The organism is Bacteroidota bacterium, from assembly GCA_018266835.1.
GTDB lineage: Bacteria > Bacteroidota > Ignavibacteria > Tepidaquicellales > Tepidaquicellaceae > JAFDZO01.
In genome coordinates this window covers 710,918-736,375 of the sequence record JAFDZP010000002.1, presented here as the reverse complement: position 1 = coordinate 736,375, position 25,458 = coordinate 710,918, and the positions used below count along the sequence as shown (strand labels likewise).

At 34.4% G+C, this 25,458-nt stretch carries 23 protein-coding genes; all 23 read left to right on the top strand.

Annotation, left to right across the window (positions count from 1 at the left end):
• Positions 1-23: 23 nt before the first annotated feature.
• The 23 genes from JST55_05030 to JST55_04920 all read left to right on the top strand — a co-directional run bounded on the left by JST55_05030 (position 24) and on the right by JST55_04920 (position 25,456).
• Entirely contained in the window at positions 24-1,682 is a 1,659-nt protein-coding gene (locus JST55_05030) for a T9SS type A sorting domain-containing protein (GenBank protein MBS1492846.1), read from the top strand.
• Positions 1,683-2,141: 459 nt separating this feature from the next.
• Positions 2,142-2,666 (top strand): UpxY family transcription antiterminator, encoded by a 525-nt coding sequence (locus JST55_05025; GenBank protein MBS1492845.1) that lies wholly within the window; start codon positions 2,142-2,144, stop codon positions 2,664-2,666.
• Positions 2,666-3,832 (top strand): DegT/DnrJ/EryC1/StrS family aminotransferase, encoded by a 1,167-nt coding sequence (locus tag JST55_05020; GenBank protein ID MBS1492844.1) that lies wholly within the window; start codon positions 2,666-2,668, stop codon positions 3,830-3,832. Before JST55_05025 ends, JST55_05020 begins: the two co-directional genes overlap by 1 nt.
• A 22-nt stretch (positions 3,833-3,854) precedes the next feature.
• The gene (locus JST55_05015) at positions 3,855-4,436 is read left to right on the top strand and encodes an N-acetyltransferase (protein MBS1492843.1); all 582 of its coding nucleotides are present in this window, start codon (positions 3,855-3,857) and stop codon (positions 4,434-4,436) included.
• 137 nt (positions 4,437-4,573) lie between these two features.
• Positions 4,574-5,497: an SDR family oxidoreductase gene (locus JST55_05010; protein MBS1492842.1), complete on the top strand. Its 924-nt coding sequence runs from the start codon at positions 4,574-4,576 to the stop codon at positions 5,495-5,497.
• A gap of 28 nt (positions 5,498-5,525) precedes the next feature.
• Positions 5,526-6,833 (top strand): nucleotide sugar dehydrogenase, encoded by a 1,308-nt coding sequence (locus tag JST55_05005; GenBank protein MBS1492841.1) that lies wholly within the window; start codon positions 5,526-5,528, stop codon positions 6,831-6,833.
• Positions 6,834-6,841: 8 nt separating this feature from the next.
• The gene (locus JST55_05000; protein ID MBS1492840.1) at positions 6,842-7,870 is read left to right on the top strand and encodes a Gfo/Idh/MocA family oxidoreductase; all 1,029 of its coding nucleotides are present in this window, start codon (positions 6,842-6,844) and stop codon (positions 7,868-7,870) included.
• A gap of 3 nt (positions 7,871-7,873) precedes the next feature.
• The gene (gene lhgO / locus JST55_04995) at positions 7,874-9,070 is read left to right on the top strand and encodes an L-2-hydroxyglutarate oxidase (GenBank protein ID MBS1492839.1); all 1,197 of its coding nucleotides are present in this window, start codon (positions 7,874-7,876) and stop codon (positions 9,068-9,070) included.
• A 114-nt stretch (positions 9,071-9,184) separates the two neighbouring features.
• The gene (locus JST55_04990) at positions 9,185-9,718 is read left to right on the top strand and encodes an SLBB domain-containing protein (GenBank protein MBS1492838.1); all 534 of its coding nucleotides are present in this window, start codon (positions 9,185-9,187) and stop codon (positions 9,716-9,718) included.
• 318 nt (positions 9,719-10,036) lie between these two features.
• Entirely contained in the window at positions 10,037-12,280 is a 2,244-nt protein-coding gene (locus tag JST55_04985; protein ID MBS1492837.1) for a polysaccharide biosynthesis tyrosine autokinase, read from the top strand.
• A complete protein-coding gene (locus JST55_04980) occupies positions 12,280-13,251 on the top strand; it encodes an NAD(P)-dependent oxidoreductase (GenBank protein ID MBS1492836.1) in 972 nt (323 codons plus the stop codon). Before JST55_04985 ends, JST55_04980 begins: the two co-directional genes overlap by 1 nt.
• A 33-nt stretch (positions 13,252-13,284) precedes the next feature.
• Entirely contained in the window at positions 13,285-14,439 is a 1,155-nt protein-coding gene (locus JST55_04975; protein MBS1492835.1) for a LegC family aminotransferase, read from the top strand.
• A gap of 31 nt (positions 14,440-14,470) precedes the next feature.
• On the top strand, positions 14,471-15,175 hold the full coding sequence (locus JST55_04970) for an acylneuraminate cytidylyltransferase family protein (GenBank protein ID MBS1492834.1): 705 nt from the start codon (positions 14,471-14,473) through the stop codon (positions 15,173-15,175).
• A 6-nt stretch (positions 15,176-15,181) separates the two neighbouring features.
• Positions 15,182-16,033 (top strand): imidazole glycerol phosphate synthase subunit HisF, encoded by an 852-nt coding sequence (gene hisF / locus JST55_04965; GenBank protein ID MBS1492833.1) that lies wholly within the window; start codon positions 15,182-15,184, stop codon positions 16,031-16,033.
• Positions 16,030-16,710: an imidazole glycerol phosphate synthase subunit HisH gene (hisH, locus tag JST55_04960; GenBank protein MBS1492832.1), complete on the top strand. Its 681-nt coding sequence runs from the start codon at positions 16,030-16,032 to the stop codon at positions 16,708-16,710. Before hisF ends, hisH begins: the two co-directional genes overlap by 4 nt.
• Positions 16,711-16,721: 11 nt before the next feature.
• On the top strand, positions 16,722-17,951 hold the full coding sequence (locus JST55_04955; GenBank protein MBS1492831.1) for an N-acetyl sugar amidotransferase: 1,230 nt from the start codon (positions 16,722-16,724) through the stop codon (positions 17,949-17,951).
• Positions 17,952-17,958: 7 nt separating this feature from the next.
• Positions 17,959-18,945: an ATP-grasp domain-containing protein gene (locus JST55_04950; protein ID MBS1492830.1), complete on the top strand. Its 987-nt coding sequence runs from the start codon at positions 17,959-17,961 to the stop codon at positions 18,943-18,945.
• Positions 18,942-19,577 (top strand): HAD family hydrolase, encoded by a 636-nt coding sequence (locus tag JST55_04945; protein MBS1492829.1) that lies wholly within the window; start codon positions 18,942-18,944, stop codon positions 19,575-19,577. Before JST55_04950 ends, JST55_04945 begins: the two co-directional genes overlap by 4 nt.
• A complete protein-coding gene (gene neuB, locus JST55_04940) occupies positions 19,574-20,578 on the top strand; it encodes an N-acetylneuraminate synthase (GenBank protein MBS1492828.1) in 1,005 nt (334 codons plus the stop codon). Before JST55_04945 ends, neuB begins: the two co-directional genes overlap by 4 nt.
• Complete coding sequence (gene neuC, locus JST55_04935) at positions 20,575-21,729, top strand: UDP-N-acetylglucosamine 2-epimerase (hydrolyzing) (GenBank protein MBS1492827.1); 1,155 nt, start codon at positions 20,575-20,577, stop codon at positions 21,727-21,729. Before neuB ends, neuC begins: the two co-directional genes overlap by 4 nt.
• Before the next feature lie 8 nt (positions 21,730-21,737).
• Positions 21,738-22,811: a CBS domain-containing protein gene (locus JST55_04930; GenBank protein MBS1492826.1), complete on the top strand. Its 1,074-nt coding sequence runs from the start codon at positions 21,738-21,740 to the stop codon at positions 22,809-22,811.
• 25 nt (positions 22,812-22,836) lie between these two features.
• Entirely contained in the window at positions 22,837-24,147 is a 1,311-nt protein-coding gene (locus JST55_04925) for an oligosaccharide flippase family protein (protein ID MBS1492825.1), read from the top strand.
• Complete coding sequence (locus tag JST55_04920; protein ID MBS1492824.1) at positions 24,137-25,456, top strand: hypothetical protein; 1,320 nt, start codon at positions 24,137-24,139, stop codon at positions 25,454-25,456. Before JST55_04925 ends, JST55_04920 begins: the two co-directional genes overlap by 11 nt.
• Positions 25,457-25,458: the final 2 nt, after the last annotated feature.

Here is a 25,458-nt window from a genome sequence, read left to right as displayed (position 1 = left end):
AAATTTTAAAATTAATTCTGAAAATGAAAAAATTATTTCTGACCTTATTACTTATTTTATCTTTACAAAGCTTATCTTATGCATTGCCTGTAGATTCAACAACTTTAGTTGACGGGCATTACAACAGCAGCATTACACTTTCTGCAAATAAAGTTTATTTGCTTAAAGGTTTTGTCTATATGGAAAAAAACACAACACTGACAATTCCCGCAGGCACAATTATCAGAGGTGATTTCAATACAAAGGGAACATTAATAATTCAAAGAGGCGCGCAGATAAATGCAGTTGGAACTGTAAGTCAGCCGATAATTTTTACTTCAAATAAACCTGCAGGACAAAGAGCAACGGGTGACTGGGGCGGACTTATTATTTTAGGAAGAGCAGGAATTAATACTGTAAGCGGAGCAGACAGCAATCTAATCGAAGGTCTTCCGCCTGAAGTGACACCAGCATATTATGGCGGACAGCCAAGAAACGATGCAGATAACTCAGGTACTTTAAAATATTGCAGATTTGAATTCGGCGGCATCAACTTAACAGGTGTATCAGGAAACGAAATTAACGGACTGACTCTTGGCGGAGTCGGTTCAGGAACAACAATCGATTACATCCAAATAAGTTATGCAGGTGATGACGCAGTTGAATGTTTTGGCGGTACTGTAAATCTTAAACACATGATTGCTTATAAAACTCTTGATGACTGCTGGGATACAGATAACGGCTACAGAGGATATTGTCAGTTCTTGCTGGCTGTAAGCGACAGTTCAATAGCTGACCAGAGCAAATCAAACGGGTTTGAGTGTGATAACAATGCAAACTCGCCGAATAATTATAATTCTCCAAGAACACAGGTTACATATTCAAATGTTACTATGATTGGTCCTAAGAAAACTTTAAGTACAGTAATAAATCCATTGTTCGGAGTCGGTGCGCACTTAAGAAGAAACAACTTGACTTCCATTTATAATACAATCATAATGGGCTGGCCGAAAGGACCATTGTTTGATGGTACAGGAGTACAGACTGCCATGAAAAATGATACATCAAAATTCAGAAGCAATATTATTGCAGGATGTCCTGTGATAGCTGATACAGCCGGAGGAAGCGGTGTAATGGGAAGTGCAGTAACTTTTGTTCAGACATCAGGCTACAACAACAGAACTTATACAAACAATACAGATGTAGGTTTAGCAAATCCTTATGGATTCTATGGCGGAACACCTGACTTCAGACCTACAGGAGGTTCAGCTGCATTATCCGGTGGGAACTTTACATATCCGAATCTTGCAAATTCATTTTTCACACCTACTACGTACGTAGGCGCATTCGACGGAACAACTGACTGGACAGCAGGATGGGCTAACTGGGACCCGCAGAATTTTGTTATCGGTATAAAAACAATTTCATCAGAAGTTCCTGCAGCTTATAAATTATCACAGAACTATCCGAATCCTTTCAACCCGACAACGAAGATTAGTTTTTCAGTAGTGAAATCAGGGTTTGTATCCTTAAAAGTTTATGATATGACAGGAAAAGAAGTTTCAGTGCTTGTAAACGAAACACTGGGTAACGGTACTTACAGCGCCGACTTTAATGCAGCGAACTTAACATCAGGCGTTTACTTCTACACATTGAAGACAGATAATTTCAGTGAAACAAAGAAAATGATGTTAGTAAAATAATATTGGGTTAGTACTTTTTTCCTTATTGATCAATAATCCACCTTTGAGTTAGGGCAAGGGTGGATTTTTTTATTTATGCAAAATAAGGGCATAGAGCAAAGTTTACAGAAATAGGCTAAATTTTTGCTATAATGTGGCATTTTGGTATGGGTCTCCGACAAAATAAAGGATTGAAAAATGCTCAATAAATCGCTATTTTAAGGATTATTTTGAAACATCTGTTTATGGTTTGGAAGCTTTTATAGTTTTAAAAAAAATTATAAAATTCATAAAGAAATTTAATACCCAAGCAGTTCAAAGAGAATTAAATTTATCCCTTTTTTCTTGCCTGCTATCCGCTGTTATTCCCAAAAAAGATTCCTATTCCAAACTCTTTTTTAAAATTAATCCCAGAGGCATTTTTTATTTTTCAAATGCACTTCAGATAATCTAAATATATTACGGCTAGCATTTTTGCCTATGGATAATGATAAAAAATGGTACGTAATTCAGACGAGACCCTTATTTGAAAAAAAGGTATTTAAGCAAATTGAAGATAAAAAAATAGAGGCATTTCTGCCGGAAATTGAAACGATACGAGTCTGGTCTGACAGGAAGAAAAGAATTCACAAGCCGTTATTTTCAGGATATCTGTTTGTTCACGCAAATCCGGATGAAAGAATCAGCGCAATATCGAATACGGTGGGCGCACTGAAGTATGTGATGTATCAGAAACGCCCGGCTATAGTTTCAGCAAAAGAAATCGATTTAATTAAAATTTCACTAAATCTTGCTGAGAGAGTAAACGTTGAAAACAAGACCTTCCAGAAAGGTGATGAAGTTTTGATTACAAGCGGACCGCTTTCAGGATTACAGGGAATAGTAAGTGAAACCAGGGGACATTACAAATTGCTAATAAATATAACCGAGCTATCTGCTTCGTTATCGATAGAACTGTTTGCTGATGAAATAAGCCATCTTAAAAAAATTAATACATATAACTAATGAAAGTACCATTATTAGACCTTAAAGCCCAATATGCAACAATAAAAAAAGACGTTGATGCAGCGCTCATAAAATGCGCAGAATCCCAATACTTTATTCTCGGACCTGAAGTTGATAAGCTTGAAGCTTCATGCGCAAAATATCTTGACTGTAAATATTCTCTCGGTGTTTCATCGGGAACTGATGCACTCCTTCTTGCCTTAATGGCAATCGATATAAAACCTGACGACGAAGTTATAATTCCTACATATTCATTCTTTGCTACAGCAGGTGTTGTAAGCAGACTTAATGCAAAACCCGTATTAGTTGATAGCGACCCGGTAACATTCAACATTGATCCTGCAAAAATAGAAGCAGCAATCACTCCTAAGACAAAAGCAATTATTCCTGTTCATCTTTATGGACAATCTGCAGATATGGACCCTATAATGGAAATAGCAAAGAAGCATAATCTTACAGTGATTGAAGACGGCGCGCAGGCAATCGGAACAGAATACAAAGACGGAAGAAAAGTCGGTTCAATCGGGCACATAGGATGTTTCTCTTTCTTCCCAAGTAAAAATCTTGGCGGGTTCGGTGATGCTGGACTTGTAACTACAAACGATGACTTCTTATACGAAAGAATGAAAATCTTAAGAGTTCATGGCGGGCAGCCGAAATATCATCACAAATTCATCGGAGCAAACTTCAGAATAGATGAAATTCAATCAGCTGTGCTTAATGTAAAATTACCTTATTTGGATTCGTGGACTAAGAGAAGGCAGGAGAATGCTGAGCTTTATACAAAACTTTTTCTTGAAAGAGGAATTGCAGAGAGAGAAGGCGTTACTTCGTTCAACGCAAAAAATAAAATTTTATTGCCGGCAGCGGTTTACAAAAAAACTGCAGGAGAGCATTATCATATTTACAATCAGTATATCATCAGAATTGAAAAGAGAGATGAACTGAAGAAATTCTTATCAGAAAATGAAATAGGAAACGAAATTTATTATCCGATTCCATTCCATCTTCAGGAGTGTTTTCAATTCCTGAATCATAAGAAAGGTGATTTCCCTATGGCAGAGTTTTGTGCAGATACATCACTGGCAATACCTATTTATCCTGAGCTTACTACTGAGCAGATTACATTTGTTGCTGATAAAATTACTGAATTTTTAAATAAATAAGAAAAGCCCTAACAGATTCTTCATGGATAAAAATTATTATGTAAATGAATATGCAGTTGTAGATGACGGTGTAGAAATTGGCGAAGGCACGAAGGTATGGCATTTTTCTCATATACAAACCGGTTCAAAGATTGGAAAAAAATGCGTGTTCGGGCAAAATGTAAATGTCGGTAATAATGTTTCTATAGGGGATTTTGTAAAAGTTCAGAATAATGTTTCTATTTACGAAGGTGTAACTCTTGAAGATTATGTTTTCTGCGGACCATCAATGGTGTTTACAAATATTTTAGACCCTAAGTGTAAGTATCCGCAAGTCGGTGCAGCATTTTATATTAAAACATTAGTGAAAGAAGGCGCATCACTCGGTGCTAATTCGACAATTGTCTGCGGGAATACTATTGGCAGGCATTGCTTAGTCGGAGCAGGAAGTGTTGTTACAAAAGATGTTCCGGATTATGCGCTGGTTGTCGGCAATCCGGCAAGGATTATCGGGTGGGTAAGTGAAGCAGGAAAGAGATTAAATTTTGATGATAATGGTGAAGCGTTTTGCGAGCAGTCAAACAAGAAGTACAAGTTTGAGAACGGAATAGTATCTGAGTTGTAGCAGGAAGTAGTACAATAATTTTTATTTACAGTATTATGGTTTAAAAGAATTTCCCCGCTGATACCTTATATTTTTTTGAAAAGAAAATGGGAGGTAATTGGCGGAGCCTTGTTTAAAACTTTTAACACAATCCCAGTATGAAATTTTTAGTAACAGGTGGTGCAGGATTTATCGGTTCAAATATTGTCGGTGAACTGCTTAAAAGAAACTATGAAGTGAGAGTACTTGATAATTTTTCTACAGGAAAAAGAGAGAATTTAACATCTTACGGAAACGATATTGAACTGATTGAAGGTGATATAAGAAGTTATCACATAGTAAAAGATGCAGTTCAGGGTATAGATGTAATTCTGCATCAGGCAGCATTACCTTCTGTTCCGCGCTCAATCAATGACCCGATAACATCTAACGAAGTAAATGTTACAGGTACTTTGAATATTTTAGAAGCAGCAAGAAAAAATAATGTACAGAAGATTGTGTTCGCATCTTCATCATCAGTTTACGGAGATAATCCTAAACTGCCGAAAGATGAATCAATGATTCCTAATCCGTTATCACCATATGCAGTTTCAAAATTATCAGGTGAAAAATACTGTAATGTATTCACGAGAATATACGGACTTAAAACTGTCGCGCTAAGATATTTCAATGTATTCGGACCGAGACAAGACCCGAACTCACAATACTCAGCAGTTATTCCAAGATTTATAAAAGCAATAATGGCAGGTGAATCTCCTGTAATTTTTGGTGATGGAGAACAGAGCAGAGATTTTACATTTGTAAGAAACGTTATTGAAGGGAACATTCTTGCAGCAACAACTGACTGCGAATCGGGGATTGCCATGAACTGCGCATGCCACGGAAGAATAACACTTAACGAGCTTGTTACAGATATAAATGAGATTTTGGGTAAAGATGTAAAACCTATTTACAAAGAACCAAGAGCAGGAGATATTAAGCATTCATTTGCCGATATAAATCTTGCTGAAACAAATCTGCATTACAAACCTCTTGTGAATTTCAAAGAAGGTTTAAGAATTACAATAGAAAGCTTTAAATAAAACACACAAACATAAAGGAAGGTATAAAGTGAACCTCAAAGAGAAAATCAAATCGAATAATTTTACAGTAGGGATAATCGGTTTAGGGTACGTAGGGCTGCCCTTAGCGCTGGAATTTTGCAAGAACAACATAAAAGTCCTCGGTTTAGACTTAGACGATTTTAAAGTCAAAAAAATATTAAAGGACAAGGAATCCTATATAAAGCATATTCCCACAGAACATATTAAAGATTCTGTTGATAGAAAAATGCTTGATGCTACAACAGATTTTTCAAAGCTGAAAAATGTTGATGTGATTATTATTTGTGTTCCTACTCCGTTAAATGCAAACAGAGAGCCGGACTTAAGCTATATCACAAACACCGGTGAAACAATTGTAAAGTACCTGAGAAAAGGTCATATCGTTTCTCTTGAGAGCACAACTTATCCCGGAACAACGGATGAAGTTCTCGTAGGTATTTTCAATAAGTCAGGTTTGAAAGCAGGAAAAGATTATCATTTATGTTTCTCACCTGAAAGGGAAGACCCGAACAATGCAAAATATACAACTGCAACTATTCCAAAGGTACTTGGGGGATTAACTCCGTTATGTACAGAGCTTGGTAAGATGGTTTATGAAAAAGTTATTCACAAAGTGGTTACTGTATCTTCAACAAGAGCTGCAGAAGCTACAAAGCTTCTTGAAAATATTTTCAGATCGATTAACATTGCAATGGTAAATGAGCTGAAGGTTGTTTTTGATAAAATGAATATCGATGTATGGGAAGTAATCGAGGCAGCTTCTACAAAGCCGTTTGGTTACACACCATTCTATCCCGGTCCCGGATTAGGCGGACACTGTATTCCGATCGATCCTTTCTACTTAACCTGGAAAGCAAGGGAATATGAAATTTCAACCAAGTTCATTGAACTTGCAGGTGAAGTAAATACATATATGCCTCATTATGTTGTAGAAAAAGTATATCATGCTCTTAATGATAACAAAAAATGTTTAAAAGGTTCTAAAATTCTTCTTTTAGGATTAGCTTATAAAAAAGACATTGATGATTTAAGAGAATCACCATCATTAAAATTAATCGAATTACTTGAACATGACGGCGCAATCGTAGATTACAATGACGAGTATTGCAAAACAACCCCGGAAACAAGAGAATATAAATACAAGAAAAAATCTGTGAAGTTAACACCTGCAGCTATAAAAAAATATGATCTGATACTTGTATCAACCGACCATAGTTATTACGATCATGAAATGATATTTAAGAATGCGAAGATTATTGTTGATTCAAGAAATGCATTCAAGAAATTCAAAGGTAAAAAACTTTACAAAGCTTAATAATTTAAATGCAGCGTAACGAGAAGGTAAAATTTGCAGTAGTCGGTTCGGGCCATATAGGCAAGAGACATGCTGAAATGATAAACAGAAATGATGAGTCCGAGCTTGCTGCAATGTGCGATATTCTTCCGAAGGAAAAACTGGGGCTTGAAAATTACAACGTTCCATTCTTTTCTTCAATTGATGATATGCTGAATTCCAATATAAAGTTTGACGTGCTTTGCGTTGCAACTCCTAACGGGCTGCACGCAGAGCATTCACTTAAAGCATTGGAAAGCGGAAAGCACGTTGTTTGCGAAAAGCCAATGGCTCTGACTGTTGCTGACTGCGAGAAAATTATTTTCAAGGCTTTACAGGCATCAAGACATGTATTTTGCGTAATGCAAAATAGATATTCTCCTCCTTCACAATGGATAAAAGAAGTAGTTGAAAACAAAATTCTTGGTGATACTTATATGGTTCAGTTAAATTGTTACTGGAACAGAGACGAACGTTACTACAAAAAAGGAAACTGGAAAGGTACTAAAGAGCTTGACGGTGGTACTTTGTTTACCCAGTTTTCTCACTTCATAGATATTATGTACTGGTTGTTCGGAGATATAAAAAATATTCAGGCAAAATTCAATAATTTTAATCACGCAGGTCTGACAGATTTCGAAGACTCTGGTATGGTAAGTTTTGATTTTATTAATGGAGGAATGGGATGCATTAATTATTCAACTTCAGTTTGGAACACCAATATGGAAAGCAGTATTACTGTAATCGGAAGTAACGGAGGTGTGAAGATTGGAGGACAGTATATGAATGAAGTCGAGTATTGTAATATTAAAAATTATACATTGCCGAAGTTAGGTCCTGTAAATCCTGCAAATGATTACGGAGACTATAAAGGTTCTGCAGCTAATCATCATTATATTTTCGAAAATGTAATAGATGTTATAAAAGGAAGGAATACAATAACAACAAATGCACTTGAAGGATTAAAAGTGGTTGATATTATTGAAAGAATTTATTCTCTGAAAGATAAAAATGAATAACTTTTGAACTACGATGTAATAGTTATAGGTGCAGGGATAGTAGGACTTGCATCAGCGTATAAAATTCTTTTAGCTAAGCCAAATATTAAGCTTCTGATTCTTGAAAAAGAAAATGATGTTGCAATGCATCAGACCGGAAATAATAGCGGAGTAATTCACTCAGGTATTTATTATAAGCCGGGAAGCTTAAAAGCATCTAATTGTATTAACGGATATAACCAGCTATTAAAGTTTTGTGATGCTAACGGAATAAAGTATGAACTTTGCGGAAAGGTAATTGTAGCATTAAATGAAAAAGAACTGCCGGCGCTTGATAATATTTTTATACGGGGAAATGAGAACGGACTTAAAAATTTAAAGTATTTAACAAAAGAAGAAGTAAACGAGATAGAGCCTCACGTAACCTGCATTAAAGGAATACAAGTACCGCAAACCGGAATTGTAGATTATAAGCAGGTATCGAAAAAACTACTGGAACTGATAAAAGCTAAAGGCGGCGATGCAAAGTTTAACGAAAAAGTTGTGAATATAAAAAAAGTAAACGCTAAGAATATTGTAACAACTGATAAACATGAATATGAATCAAACTATGTTGTATCGTGCGGAGGATTGTATTCCGATAAGCTTGCTTCATTTGCTTCCTCAGAGACAAATTTTAAAATAATTCCTTTCAGAGGTGAGTATTACAAGATTAAAAAAGAGAAACAGTATCTTGTTAAGAATCTTATCTACCCGGTGCCCGATCCTGCATTCCCATTTTTAGGAGTTCACTTTACCAGAATGATTGAAGGCGGAATTGAAGCAGGTCCTAATGCAGTTTTCGCATTTGCAAAAGAGGGCTACACAAAGTCACAAATAAATTTAGGAGAGCTTTTCTCTTCATTAACTTATCCCGGATTTTTAAAAGTTGCAGTAAAATACTGGAGAACTGGAATGGGTGAGATGTACCGTTCGTTTTCAAAATCAGCTTTTACTCACGCTCTTCAGCAGCTGATACCGGAAATTACAGAAGATGATTTAGAGGCAGGCGGAGCAGGTGTGCGAGCCCAGGCATGCAGCAAAGATGGAAAATTGATTGACGATTTTTTGATTATAGAAAACGAACGGATGCTTAATGTTTGTAATGCGCCTTCACCGGCAGCAACATCTTCGTTATCAATAGGTGATTATATTAAAGATAGAGTAATACAACATTTTTAAAGAATTCAATAGTATTAATTAAGTTTTTTATATTTCTTTTAAATTCGAAATCCTTTAAATTCCTGTTTTTCTATTTTTTGTATCTTAGCAGGATATTTCCCAAATTATAATTCAATGAAATTAAAATTTTACTTATTATCGTTTCTATTCCTATGCATTTCGGGCAATTTATTGGCTCAGGATGGCAAAGAAAAAATTGGTTCCGAAGAGTTGAGAATATCGGGCGCAAATTATTATAACTACGCAGATAAAGAAAAAGTTAATATAGAAGTAAATCTCTGGGGATATGTAAAAAATCCCGGTAAATACCTGATACCGAAAGGCACGACTTTTTTAGATTTATTAACTTTAGGGGGAGGACCTATCCCGGATTCTAAACTTGAAAATGTTAGAATTATAAGACCTAAAAATGATACATTACGAATAAGCAGTGATCAGATTATTAATTTAAACTATAATGATTATCTTTGGGGTGAACAGATTTCTACACAGTCTAAACCAAATCCAGTTTTAACTTCAGGCGATATTGTATTAGTGCCCGGGGGGCCAAGATATTTTTTCAGAGACAATCTTTCATTTATTCTGTCGATTGCCTCTGTACTAATTTCACTTGGGATTTTAGTTTTAACAATTTCAAGAAATAATTAAGAATGAATTTTAAAGTATTAAGTCGGAGTAACCCGGAATTTGCCAGATGTAAAAATTGCGGAGAAGTAGGGTCATTAAAAAAGTATCGCTCAAGAGGCTTTGCTGATAAATTAGCGAAAATATTTTTCTTCCGCACATATTTCTGTAGAATTTGTCAATGGCGCGGAAAGTATTTCACCTATAAATTAGCCAAACATTGGTTTAGAACCTTATTGTTTTATATAGTAATAATGGGACTCACAATTGTGCTGGTCTATTATTATTTAGAAAATTTTATTTAATTTATTTTATTTTGTATTTTTAATGTAATATCTGTTTATGGACAAAAAAAACACTAACTCTGAAATTAATAGGGAACTATTAGATTCTATTTCTAATGAGCAAGGAGCTGATTTCAAGTTCTATATTAATGTAATCAGAGCGAACTTCCTTCCTATCTTAATCATATTCATTGTTGCGCTTGCCTGTACTTTTACCTATCTGTATTTCGCAAAAAATATTTATCGCTCTACTACAGTCTTAAAAATTGATAACCCCAAGGGAAGTATTCTTGCTGACCCTTTTGCGGAGCTTGGCGATTACAGAACTGAAAGGTATATTTTAAATCAGATTGAAGTACTGAAAAGTTTTTATATCAGAGATGTTGCGGCGACTGCAATAATTGATTCGCTCAAAAACAATACGGACTATAAAGATTTTGCGTTCCTGGTAAGTAAATCTAAAGACGGAAAAATTTCTTACATTTCTCCGGAAGGATTAAGAAAGTCTTTGATAGGATTAGTAAGCATCTCTCAAAAGAAAGGTTTGGATGCTGTAGAGCTAAGTGTTGAAAGTCCTTCTTTCAGGGAAGCCCAGCTGATAACCTTGACTTATACTGATATTTATGTAAGCTATCTGAAAGATCTTTCCAGACAAGATATTACTGCGGTAAAACAGTTTCTTGCACAGGAAAAGGAAAAAAAGTTCAATGATTTAAATTCTGCAGAAGCGAAGCTTGAAGATTTCCAAAAAAGAACCGGCTTATTGATATTAGATGCTCAGGCTCAGAATTTAGTAGCTACAATATCACAATATGATGCACAGAAAAATGCTGCGGAAATAGAATTAAAAGCTTCCGATAACGGACTTGCTACATTGAAAAATGAGTATAGCAAAATAGACCCTACCATGTATGATTACGTGCAAGGTGTGGTTTCAAAATCATATGTTGAAGAATTTCAAAGACAAATTGCAGAGTATGAAGTAAAGCGCGATCTGGAAAATTCTACAATTAAAGATCCTGCTGTAAAGGAAAAACTGACAAACGAAGCTAATATAAAGATTGCAGAGCTTAGAAAGAATTTAAACGATAAAGTTAAACAGCTTTCAGCCGGTGTTCTGGCAAATACTCCTGAAGAAAAGAAAGAACTATCATCCAAACTTTTAGATGCAGCTATTCAGAATCAGGCTCTAAGATCAAAAGCTGCTTCTTTGAAAATTTTCTTAAGTAAATATGAAGGTGACTTTGCTAAACTTCCTTCAGAAAGCATTGAACTTGCAAAACTTGAAAGAGAAGCAACTTCCGCTGAAAAATTATATTTAATACTGGAAGAAAAATATCAGGAAGCAACAATTAACGAAAGAGCAAGAATTGCGAATGCATTCCTTCTTGATCCTGGTGTTGATGATTTCGGTCCTGTAAAACCAAAAAAAGGAATAATACTTTTATCAGGTGTTATTGTTGGTTTAGCACTTGGTTTAGCTTTTGCGTTCACAAGAAACTTCTTAGATAAAACAATCAAGACTCCTGAACAGATTGAAAACAAAGGCATGAGTGTGCTTTCATGGATTCCGAACATTGAAGGAATGACAGATAAGTCAATTGCCGGCTCGGAATTTATTGTAGCTATAAAACCGAAATCTCCGATAGCGGAATCATTCAAAGCACTGAGAACGCGTGTAGAATTTTCCAAGCTGGAATCTGAACCCATTAAAACAATTTTAATAACCAGCTCCATTCCTTCAGAGGGTAAAACAATTGTAGCTCTTAACTTAGCCGGTACATTTGCTCAGGCAGGTAAAAAAGTATTACTTGTTGACTGTGACTTAAGAAAACCGAGAGTTCACTCTGCATTAGGTGTAGATAGATACCCCGGCTTAAGTGATTACTTGTTTAAAAATGTTGCTTTCGAAGAAATAGTAAGAAAGACTCAGTTAGACAATATGTCTTTCATTACAAGCGGAACAATTCCTCCGAATCCTTCAGAACTTTTAGGTTCTGTGCAGATGAAAAATTTCTTAGCATTGATGAAAGAAAAATTTGATATAATTGTCCTTGACTCGCCGCCGTTTATTACGGTTACTGATGCAGAAATTTTATTTAATATGACTGATGGAACAATACTTGTTGCCCAGGCAGATAAAACTCCGTTTGAAGCATTTGTGAAGAGTTATGTAAGATTGAGCTCTATAAATCCGCATAATTTACTTGGAGCAGTTCTGAATAACTTTAACTTCAAGACAGCCTACGGTTATTATTATAATTATTATTACTATTACCAAAAACAGGACCCTAAAGCATAATGAAAATATTAGTTACCGGCTGCGCCGGATACATAGGTTCTACACTAACAAGACTCTTATTAGATAAGGGGTATGACGTAATTGGGCTTGACAATTTAAGCTTTGGAGGAGACTCCATGCTTTCATTCTATAATAATAAAAAATTCAATTTTGTTCACGGCGATATACGTGATGAGAAAATACTTGATGAAGTATTAAAAGAAGCAGATGCTGTAGCTCATTTAGCTGCAATCGTGGGTGATCCTGCATGCTCTAAGTATGCAGATGAGGCACGCTCTATTAACTGGGAAGGTTCAAAGCTTCTGTTTGATAAATGCAATACTCTCAGCAATGTTAAAAGATTTGTTTTTGCGTCGACTTGCAGTAATTACGGAAAGATGGAAGGTGACAGTTTTGTAACTGAAGAGTCAGCATTGAATCCTGTTTCATTGTATGCTGAATTGAAAGTGAAATTTGAAAAATATCTTCTTGAATCTAAATTGCGTGACGGATTCGTGGCAACGGCGTTAAGGTTTGCTACTGTTTACGGATTATCAACAAGAATGAGATTTGATTTGACAGTGAATGAATTTACACGCGATGCTGCATCAGGAAAAGAGTTAGTAATTTTCGGAGAACAATTCTGGAGACCGTACTGCCATGTTGAAGATCTTGCAAGAGCAGTGATACTCGTAATTGAAAGTGATGCTTCACTTGTAAATCAGAATGTTTTCGGAGTAGGCGATACAGATGAAAACTATCAGAAGAAAATGATTGCCGATGAAATAATAAATGTTATTCCTGAAACAATTGTAAAATACGTTCAGAAAGATGAAGACCCTAGAGACTACAGAGTGGATTTTTCAAAGATAAAAAATACACTCGGATTTCAAATAACAAAACACCTTAAAGACGGAGTCATAGAAGTTAATTCTATAATAAAAAATAAAGTTTTAGCAGACCCGTATTCAAAAGCTTACCAGAACACCTGATACACAAATTAACTCAATCAATCTAATCTATTAATGATACCATTATCAGTTCCTTCCATTAAAGGCAATGAATGGAAGTACGTAAAAGAATGTCTTGATACCGAATGGGTTTCAACAGCAGGAAAATATGTAAATCTTTTTGAAGAGACGGTAAGGGACTTCACGAAATCAGAATTTGCAATAGCATGTGTTAACGGTACTGAAGCGATTCACATTTCACTCTTACTTTGTGGTGTTGAACCGGGAGATGAAGTAATTGTGCCGACATTAACTTTCATAGCTCCCATAAATGCAGTGAGGTATGCTTTTGCCGAGCCGGTTTTTATGGACAGTGATGATTTCTACAACATTGATATTGAGAAGACAATTGAATTTATAAAAACTCAGACAAGCTATAAAAACGGATACACATACAATAATATTTCAGGTAAAAGAATTTCTGCAATTATTCCCGTCCATGTTTTCGGAAGCGCAATTATGCTGGATGAATTGGTTTTGTTATGCAAAGAAAGAAATATTGCAGTTATCGAAGATGCAACCGAAAGTTTAGGGACATATTACTTAGAAGGAAAGAATAAAAATAAATTCACAGGAACCATCGGTGAAATGGGCTGTTTTTCTTTCAACGGAAATAAGATTATTACAACGGGCGGCGGTGGAATGATAGTTACTAATGATTCACAGAAAGCTGAGAAAGCGAAATATCTTACAACTCAGGCAAAAGATGATGAAGTAAGGTATGTACATCATGAAGTAGGATATAATTACAGATTACCAAATGTATTGGCTGCAATCGGAGTTGCTCAGATGGAAGTTCTTCCCGAATATTTAAAAATAAAAAAGAAAAACTATAATAAGTATAAATCCGAAATTGACAAAATTGAAGGATTAAAAATTAACTGCACACCTTCGCATGCTGATAATAATTTGTGGATGTACGCAATGCGAATTGACAAAAATGTATATGGAATGGACAGAGAACAATTGATGGAAAAATTAGGGCAACAGAAAATTCAGACACGTCCCGTTTGGTTCTTAAATCACGAACAAAAACCTTACAAGAATAATTATTCTTATAAAATAGAACATGCTTACAAAATGCTGGAAGAAACTCTTAATATCCCTTGCAGCGTAAATCTGACTGACGAAAACATCGATACAGTAATACAAGCACTAAAGAATAAATAGTTCATCTTCATAGAATTCATTTCCGTACTCTCTGTACAAAAACAAAAAAATAGCTGCGTTAATAACTGCCCGCGGAGGCTCAAAAGGTATTCCGAGAAAGAATATTATAAATTTCTGCGGAAAGCCATTAATACACTGGACGGTTGAGAGCGCGCTGAAATCAAAATATATTGATAAAATTTTCTTATCAACAGATTCAGACGAGATAATAAATTCAGTCAAGAAATTTCCTGTTGAAGTCCCTTTTAAAAGACCCAAAAATTTAGCATCAGATAAAGCTACAAGCACAGATGTAATTCTGCATTTTATAGATTATCTGAAAAAGAGCGGCAATGATTATAATACTTTGCTACTTCTGCAGCCCACATCACCATTCAGAAAATCAGAACAGATTGATAATTCAATCAAAAAGTTTGTAGCAAACAAGGAAGCTCTTTCATTAATATCTGTAACAGAAAACATTAAAAGTCCATATTTATCCAGAAAGATTAATCAAAAGGGATTTATTGAAAATCTATTTGATGTGAAGAGTGAGAAAAGAAGACAGGATATACCTATTACATACTTTATAAACGGCGCTATATATTTAATTGATATAAAAAATTTTGAGAAATATAAAACCTTTCAGACTCCTAAGACTTTAAGTTACATCATGCCTTACTATTCTTCCGTTGATATTGATGAACCTGTAGATTTGAAAATTGCCGAGTTATATTATAAACAAAAATTAGTTTAGCCTTAAGTGAACCATAGAATAATAGCAAGACTTGATATAAAAGGTCCGAACTTAGTAAAAGGAATTCACCTTGAAGGTTTGCGAGTTATGGGTAAACCTGAAGATTTTGCATCATATTATAACGAAAGCGGCGCAGATGAATTATTGTATATGGATGTTGTTGCAAGTTTGTATGACAGGAATAGCCTGAAAGATATTATTACAAGAACAGCGAAGGAAATATTTATTCCTTTAACAGTCGGCGGCGGATTAAGAACCATAGAAGATATAACTGAAGTATTAAGATACGGCGCAGATAAAGTTTCGTTGAATACAGCTGCAATAAAAAATCCTGAAATAATAAAGCAGGCATCCGAAGCGTTCGGTTCTTCTACAATTGTTATTGCAATAGAAGCAATAAAACAGAACGACGGAAAATATTTGTGCTACACTGATAACGCACGTGAATACACAGGGGTTGATGCGTTTGAATGGGCGCAGCGAGCAGAAGAACTTGGTGCGGGCGAATTGATAGTTACATCTGTCGACAAAGAAGGTACGGGCGAAGGATTTGATGTGGAGCTAACCAGAAAAATTTCTGATAATGTGAAAATCCCTGTGATTGCTCACGGCGGTCCCGGGAAATTAGAACATTTCAAAGAAGTAATTCAAGAAGGACATGCAGATGCAGTTTCAGTTGCATCAATGCTTCATTATAATTATGCTGCCAAAAATAAATCAGTTAATGAATTTTCCGCCGAAGGAAATGTAACATTTATAAACAGCGGTAAGACATTCGGAAAAATTGACAAAGCAGAAATTCAGGATATAAAAAAATATCTAAGTGATAACGGAATAGACTGCAGGTACACACAATGAGTGAAGATAAAAAATTTCAGGTAGCAATTATAGATTATGAAATGGGGAACATGTTCAGTGTTGACCATGCATGCAAGTATGTTGGTTTGAATTCAATTATTACAAAAGATAAAAATGTTATAATGAATTCCGATGCTGCAATATTACCCGGTGTCGGTGCCTTTGGTAATTGTATGGATAATTTAAACAGGCTCGATTTAGTTTCACCAATAAAAGATTTTGTTTCGTCAGGAAAACCATTCCTTGGTATATGTCTAGGATTACAGTTATTATTTACGGAAAGCGAAGAGTTTGGATATTATAAAGGATTAGATTTAGTTGAAGGAAATGTTGTAAAGTTTCCAAATACAACTTCTGATGGAAAAACTATGAAGGTTCCTCAGATTGGATGGAACCACATATATGAACCTAAAAATGAAAATCATTGGAGTGATTCTATTCTGAAAGACACTTCATCAAAAGAGTTTATGTATTTTGTTCATTCCTATTACGTGAAACCAAAAAATGAAAAGGATATTCTGACACTGACTAATTACGAAGGAATTGAATATTGCTCCGGAGTGAAAAAAGGAAACATCACCGCGTTTCAGTTTCATCCTGAAAAAAGCGGAACGGAAGGAATAAAAATTTATCAGAACTGGAGTTCTGAAATTAAGAATCATAAAGAAAAAATTTAAATTATAATTTAATGAGTAAGAAATTAGAAGCTTATTATGGATTACCTGAAGAAGTGAAGTTCTGTAAGAAGTGCGTTATGTCAAATCAGCGTCCGGCTTCAACTCCTGAATTTAAGCACACAATACAAAGTAAGAAAACAACTTTGAATATTGGCGAAGACGGAATATGCGATGCTTGCAAAGTTAATGAAGGTAAGGAAACTATAGATTGGGAAAAAAGAGAACAGGAATTATTAAAGCTTCTTGATAAGCACAGAAGAAATGACGGAAAGTATGATTGTATTGTTCCCGGCAGCGGAGGAAAAGACAGTGCGTATCAATCATGGATGCTAAAGTATAAATACGGAATGAATCCTTTAACTATAACATGGCCTCCGATTTTATATACAGATTACGGATATCAGAACTGGAAAAATTGGGTAGAGGTTGGCGGTTTTGATAATCTTATGTTCAAGCAGAACGGAAGGATTATGAAACTGCTTACAAGGTTATCAATAGAAAATTTATTCCATCCTTTTCAGACGTTTATATTAGGACAAAAAAATCTCGCACCTAAAATTGCAATCAATTATGATATACCTCTTATTTTTTACGGTGAGAATGAAGCTGAGTACGGAAACCCTATTGCCGACGATGCAACATCTTTAAGAGATAAATCTTACTTCAGCATGACTCATTTAAAAGATATGTATCTTGCAGGAGTATCGATTGAAGAGTTAATGGAAAAATATGATGTGAAGCTTGCAGACCTTATGACGTTTTTACCGGCAGATCATGACCAGCTTGAAAAATCAAAAATAGAAGTTCATTATCTTGGATACTATCTGAAATGGGTGCCACAGGAAGTTTATTATCATGCAGTAGAGCATACAGGATTTAAAGCGCGCCCTTTCAGAACACAAGGAACATATTCAAAATATAACAGCATAGATGATAAGATTGACGATTTACATTATTATACAACGTTTATTAAATTCGGAATAGGCAGAACTACCTATGATGCATCGCAGGAAATCAGAAACAAGCATCTAACAAGAGAAGAAGGTCTTGCTCTGGTAAGAAAATTTGACGGTGAGTTCCCGGACAGATATTTCAAAGAAATTATGGAGCATATTGGAATGACTGAAGAAAGATTTTTTGAACTTGCAGATAAATTCCGCTCACCGCATTTATGGGGAAAAGATTCTGACGGTAACTGGAAACTAAGACACACTGTTAACAAAACAGGTTTAGACGATTAATAAAGTTTTGACAAAGAAAATTTTATTTACATCTCCCGGAAGAAGATTTGAACTGATAAGTTTTTTTAAAAAAGAATTTTCAGGTTATGAATTCATCGGCGCAGATGCATTTAAAACTTCTCCGGCAGCCTATATTCTGGATAGAGTTCATGAAGTGCCGCTTAAAATAGATGAAAAATATTTAGATGATGTTTTAGAAATTTGTAAAAAAGAGAAGCCTCAGATTGTACTTCCGTTAATTGATCCCGAGCTTCCATTGTTTGCAAAACACAAGAAAAAATTTAATGAGATTGGAGTTCATGTCTGTGTACCTGACTACGAAGTTGTTAAGTTATCCAACGATAAGTATCAAACCTTTTTAAGATTCAGAGACACAGATATATTACAGCCCGAAACATGGCTGTTGAAAGATTATCTTTTAAAAGCTGCTGACACTAATCACGAAAAATTAATTCTTAAGCCTTCGGCAGGTTCTGCTTCTAAAGGAATTTATTTTGCTTCGCCTGATGAGGTAAAATCCATAGCTGATACTAAAAAATTAGATTCGGATTCATATATTGTTCAGCAGTATATAAATTTTTCTGAAGAAATTACAGTTGATGTTTATGGTGACGGTCAGGGAAATGTAGTAGAGTATTGTCAGAGAAAAAGAATCAGTACGAGAGGCGGAGAAGTTGAAAAAGGAGTGACAGTAAATATTCCCGAAGTTGCAGATGTGATCAAGAAAGTTGTAAGTGAATTGAAAATTGAGGGAATGGTAAATATACAGGTTATGATTGAAAAGGATAAGGTTTACCTCGGAGAAATAAATCCACGATTCGGCGGCGGATATCCTTTATCACATACTGCAGGGGCAAATATGATTCAGCATATAAAAAATTATGTTGAAAATACTCCATTTGAAAAGATAAACGGCATAAGATATAAAACCGGTTTTTACGTTTTAAGGTACGATAATGCAGTTTACACTGATAAATTACTGGATCTGATTTGAAAGTTATAGGGTTTGATTTAGATGACACTTTATATTCTCAATGGGATTATGAAAAAATTCTTTTTGAATCGATTGCAAAATCGGTAGAATATAAATTCGGATTTGATAAAGAAAAAGTTTTTGCAGAAATGCAGAAGCTATTTGATGTAAAAGATTTTGACAGATTGTTTGATAAGGCAGTAGTTAACAGCGGATATGAACTACCAAATACATGGGATGATTTTGTAAAAGATAAGATTCTTCCTTTTTACAGAAATCATAAGCCTGATTTTACCCTGAAGACTTTTGAGTGGGTAAAACCTGTTCTGCAAAAAATCAGAAACAAAGGTTACAAAATTATTCTGATTACAAATGGAGGAGTTACAATCCAGAAAAACAAAATTCAGGTTTTGAATCTTTTATCTGTAGTCGATAAGATTTATATTTCTGATGAGTTCAATCCCCCGATGAGAAAGCCTGATTTAAAGATATTTGAAACGGTACTGAATGATTTCAACATAAAGCCGGAAGAAATGATTTATATAGGTGATTCGATTGAAAAAGACGGAGTTTGTGAAAAACTTGGGATCAAGTTTTTATTTAATACAGAGTACAAAAAATTATACGAAATCCTTGATATAGCAGAACAATGAAGAGAACCTTTATAATAGCAGAGGCAGGAGTAAATCACAACGGGAATATTAAGCTTGCTTACAAACTAATTAATGAAGCAGTTAAAGCAGGGGCAGATGCAGTGAAATTTCAGACAGCAGTTCCTGAACTTGTTATGACTGAATATGCAACGAAGGCAGAATATCAGATTACCAATACAGGTGAAGCAGGTTCGCAGATAGCGATGGCGAAAAAAATTCATTTACCGCTGGAAGCATACAAAGAGCTTAAAGAGTACTGTGAAAAAAACAATATTATGTTTTTATCCACTCCGTTCGATATGAAATCCTTAGAGCTTTTGCTTAGCTTTAATATGCCTTATATGAAAATTCCTTCCGGAGAAATTACAAATTATCCATATCTGAAAAGAATCGGCGAACAGAATATGAATGTTATAATTTCAACAGGCATGTCTACTCTAAATGATGTTGAAGAGTGTTTGAATTTAATTGTTGCATCAGGAACTGATAAAGAAAAAATCACACTGCTTCATTGCACAACTGAATATCCTACACCGCTTGAAGATGTTAATTTAAAAGCTATGCTTACATTGAAAGATACATTTAATGTTAATGTCGGATATTCTGACCATACAAAAGGGATTGAAGTTTCAATTGCTGCAGCGGCTATTGGAGCAACTGTCGTGGAAAAACATTTTACACTAGATAAAACTATGGAAGGTCCCGACCATCTTGCTTCGTTAGAACCCTATGAGCTGGCAGAAATGGTTCGATGCATCCGTAATGTTGATTTAGCAATGGGAGACGGCGATAAACAAATTGCAGCATCTGAAGAAAAAAATATAGTAATAGCCCGCAAAAGTATTTTAGCTGCGCATGATATAGAAGAGGGAGAAGTTTTTACTGATGAGAATTTGATTGTGAAGAGACCGGGTTCCGGAATTAATCCTATGAGATGGAATGAAGTTGTTGGCAAAAAAGCGAAGAGAAAATTTTCTAAAGATGAATTTATAGAATTGTGAAAAACAAAATCTGCATAGCTACGGGTACAAGAGCAGAGTACGGATTATTAAATCCGTTAATGACTCTTATTAAAAAAGATAAAAATCTTGAACTGCAGATTATTGCTACTGCTATGCACTTATCTCCTGAGTTTGGAATGACTGTGAATGAAATTGAAAAAGACGGATTCAAAGTTACTGAAAAAATTGAAATGCTGCTTTCAGCAGATACAGATACTGCAATTGTAAAAGCAATGGGACTTGCAATGATATCGGCATCGGATGTTTTTAACAGATTAAAGCCCGATTTACTTGTTATTCTCGGAGATAGATACGAAATGATGGCGCTTGCTACAAGTGCATACTTAATGAATATTCCGATTGCACACATTGCAGGTGGAGAAACAACTGAGGGTGCGTTTGATGAAGGTATCAGACACTCAATAACAAAAATGTCGTCGCTTCACTTTGCTGCCACTGAAATTTATAAAAAAAGAATTATTCAGCTGGGGGAAAATCCAAAATCGGTTTACAATGTCGGAGCTTTAGGATTAGACAATATTAAAAATCTGAAATTAATTTCAAAAAAGGATTTAGAAAAAGATTTAAATCTTACATTTGACAGCAAAACTGCTTTAGTAACATTTCATCCTGTTACATTGGATAAAGAGTCTCCAAAGAAACAATTTGAAAAGGTACTATCAGCTTTAGAAAAATTTCCTCAAATGAAATTAATCTTTACAATGCCGAATTCCGATACAGGCGGCAGAGAAATAATTGAGATGGTTAATAAATTTGTCGCAAAGAGAAATAATGCTTACGCATTCACGAATCTCGGACAGAAAAGATATCTTTCAACTTTAAAGAATGTTGATTTAGTCATTGGAAATTCTTCAAGCGGAATTGTTGAAGTTCCTTTTATGGGAATTCCGACTATTAATATTGGCGATAGACAGAAAGGCAGAATAATGAGTGAAAGTATTATAAGCGTTAAGTGTGGAACAGCGGATATAGTTTCAGGAATAAAAAAAGCAATAAGTATAAAAAGAAATTCATCAGCAAATAAAAGTCCGTACGGCAACGGAACTGCGGCAAAACAAATGCTGACAATAATTAAAAAAAATATAAACAATATTTCTTCTAAAAAGAAGTTTTATGATATTAATGTTTGAATATGAATTTGAGAGAAGAAAATAAGAAATTTATAATACACAGAAACGTTTTAATAAAAGATGCTATCTCAATGCTTGATAAAGCAGGAGAAAGAATTTTATTTGTAGTCGATGACAATGAAAGCTTATATGGTTCAATTTCTGACGGTGACATCAGAAGATGGATTCTATCGGAAGGGAATATGGATTTAACTGCAGAAAAAGTGTGCTTTAAAAATCCGACATTTGCATATGAAAATTATGATATAGAAGAAATAAAAAAGGTAATATTAGATTTAAGAATATCAGCTATACCGGTACTTGATAAAGATAAAAGAATAATTGATATACTTTTCTGGAATAATATATTTGACCTTCATGAACATAAATCTTTCAAAACAAAGTTAACTAATTCTGTAGTTATTATGGCGGGGGGGAAGGGTTCCCGTTTAGATCCGTTTACCAGAATTCTTCCGAAACCGTTAATTCCCATAGGAGAAAAAGCAGTAATTGAAATTATCATAGATAAATTTTTTATTGAAAACGATATAAGGAATTTTTACTTGACGCTTAATCATAAAGCTAAAATTATTAAATCTTATTTTGAGGAATTAGCTCCTGAGTATAATGTTGAGTATGTTGTTGAAGATAAACCGCTGGGAACGGCAGGGAGTATGAAACTATTAAATAAAAAATTCTCAGAACCTATATTTATAACTAACTGTGATATAATAATTGACTGTGACTATGCAAGCTTTGTTGAATTTCATAAGAACAAAGGATTTGATCTAACTATTGCTGCATCATTTAAAAAATATAAAATTCCATACGGTATCTGCGAGATTGAAAATGGCGGTGAGCTAACTAAAATTAATGAGAAGCCCGAATATGATTATCTTGTAAATACAGGAATGTATGTTATTAATCCTGACACAATAAATTTTATACCTGAAGATAAATATTTTGATATGACAGATTTTATTGAGGCAATTAAAAATAACGGAGGTAAGGTTGGTGTTTATCCTATCAGCGAAAATTCCTGGATAGATACCGGCGAATGGACTGAATACAAAAAAGCTGTTGAAAGACTGCACATCTCATAAATGAACTTTTATTGCCTACTCCCTCTTGATTGAACGTTCTAAAAAACTAATAGCCACTTTTAATAATAAAGCTGCGCTGTTATTTTCTTCATCTTCGGTAATACTCAGTGTTGTAAAGCTGATAAGCGGAATAATAATTATTAAGTGGGTTATTCCCGAGGATGTTGGCATGTGGAATTCCGTGTCTCTCATTCAGTCATATGCTGCAATTTTACAGCTTGGAGCGTTAAGCGGATTGAACAGGGAACTTCCGTTTTTCATAGGCAAAGGTGATAATGAATACATAGTTAAGCTGGCGCAGACTGCAAATGCTTTTATCACATACTTAAATTATATTTTGCTTGCCGTATGTGTGCTTGCATCAGCATATGTTTATTTTTTTGTATCTAATGATATAAAACTTTTATTTGGTATCCTCTCTATAGGATTAATTACTGCGTCAGCTTTTTATAATACATATCTGAATGTTACTTACCGCGCTAATCATGAGTTTGTAAAACTTTCTAAGATTCAGTTGTATATAAGCGGGTTTACAATTGTAACAATTGTGCTTCCGTATTTTTGGAATTATTACGGATTAGTTTTAAGAACCGTTCTTATAAGTATTTTTACCACTGTTTTTGTTTACGCTGTCAGACCTATCAGGGTGAAACCTAAATTTATTAAATCTTCTTTTAAAGAATTAATAAAAACAGGACTGCCAATTTATATCGTTGGATATTTTGATGACCTGTCAAAAACATTCAACAGAACAATTTTACTGACTATCGGCGGAGTTGTTGTGGTAGGATATTATTCGCCTGCTATTGCAATTTTATCCGGCATAGCAATGCTGCCTGCAGCTATAGGGCAGTACATTTATCCGCAGATGTCATACAATCTTGGAAAGTTTAACGATGCAAAAAAGTTATGGAAGTGGGTATGGAAGTCTGCCTTTGCAATGCTATTAATAGGTTTTCCTGCAGTGTTAATAGGCTGGTTCACTATCCCGTTTTTTATAGAAAAATATTTTCAGAATTATATTCCCGGGATTTTTGCATGTCAGATGGCATTGATTGCCGGAGTTTTAGATTCTGCAGGTGTTGGTATAAATGTTCTTAACACTTTAAAAGAGTTTAAGTGGCTTACCATACTTTTAATTTTTAAGCTTGCTGCATTCTGGTTTTTGATGCAATTTTTTGCTTCAATAATGTCTCCTATTGATGGAGTTTCGGTTGGTTTGGTAATTGCCCAGTTTCTATATCTGATTTTTTCTTTAGCAGTCTGCTATAAAGTAACAAAGGGTTTTGATTTCAAAAAGAAATTACTTTCTTTAAAAAAGAAAAATGAAATTTGATACCATTGGAAAGATTACAGATAAAATGCTTGAGCTTGAAGCTAAGCACGATCTTCTCAACTGGGAGCTAAAGGGAGTAAAAATTTATCAGGTTGTAAGATATCTGATATACATTAACGCAATAAATTCAAATATTGAGCAGAAAGGAAAGGGTTCTGTTCTAAATAGCGGTTTATTCAGTAAAATTTTGAATAAAGCTTCGAGGCTGAAGAATTTTTTTTTTTATAATCCGTTAAAAGATAAGCAGCAGATAGATACACTGCTTTTTGAAAGTTCACGAAAGCAAAAAATAAATAATGAGTATATAGACCCTTTCACTGCCTCGATTAAACTACAGCTTAAAAAATCTAATTCAGAATATACAGTTTATCAGTCTTCATATTTTTTTGACAGACTTTCAGTAAAAACTAAAAACACAAAACATTTAGATTATTTTTTTCTTACAGTCGGTTATAAATCAAAATCTTTTAAATTAGAATTTACACAGGAAGAACTTGATTCAATTAATAAACTGGGGAAAGAGCTTAAAACTAATTTAAACCTGACTTTAAATTTGTTAAGCCTTATCAAAAACCAGTTAATTAATTTTTTTATACTGTCCGGTTTTTATTCGCAGCTGCTTGAAATAAAAAAACCGAAACAAATTTACATTGTTAACTTCTGTGATAAAGCTGCGCTTATAAGTGAATGTAAGAAAAGAAAAATTCAGGTGATTGATATTCAGCACGGATTTGTTTCTTCGAAAGATATCATTTATCATTATCCGGCTTCACCGGAAAATAAATTAGATTATTTTCCGGATAAATTTTTAGCGTGGTCGGAGTCATGGCTGGGCGGATGCAAGCTGCCGCTTTCTTCAGATAACATCGAGTATATTGAAAATTATACTCTGAAAACAGAAGCGGAAAAATACAAGGGTGTTGCTAAAATTCCTAATAAAGTTTTAATACTTTCACAGGATACATTGACAGAACGAATTTTAGACAATATTTTTGGTTTAGTAAAAGATAATCCAAAGTATAATTTTTTTTATAAGCCTCATCCGAATGAATACACATTTATATCAGGTATTAAAAAATATGAAGAACTTTCCGGGTTTAAAAATTTTACTACTATAGGTATAAATGAAAATCTTTATTCCCATCTCTCAGACGGGAAAAAAGTAATTGGCGTTTATACTACTGCGCTTATAGAGGCATTGTATTTTAACTGTGAAATTTTTGTGATAGATTTACCCGGTGCTGAAATGATGGATAATCTTATACAGAGCGGGACAGCTAAAAAACTTGAGAATATTAAATTGCCTTAGTA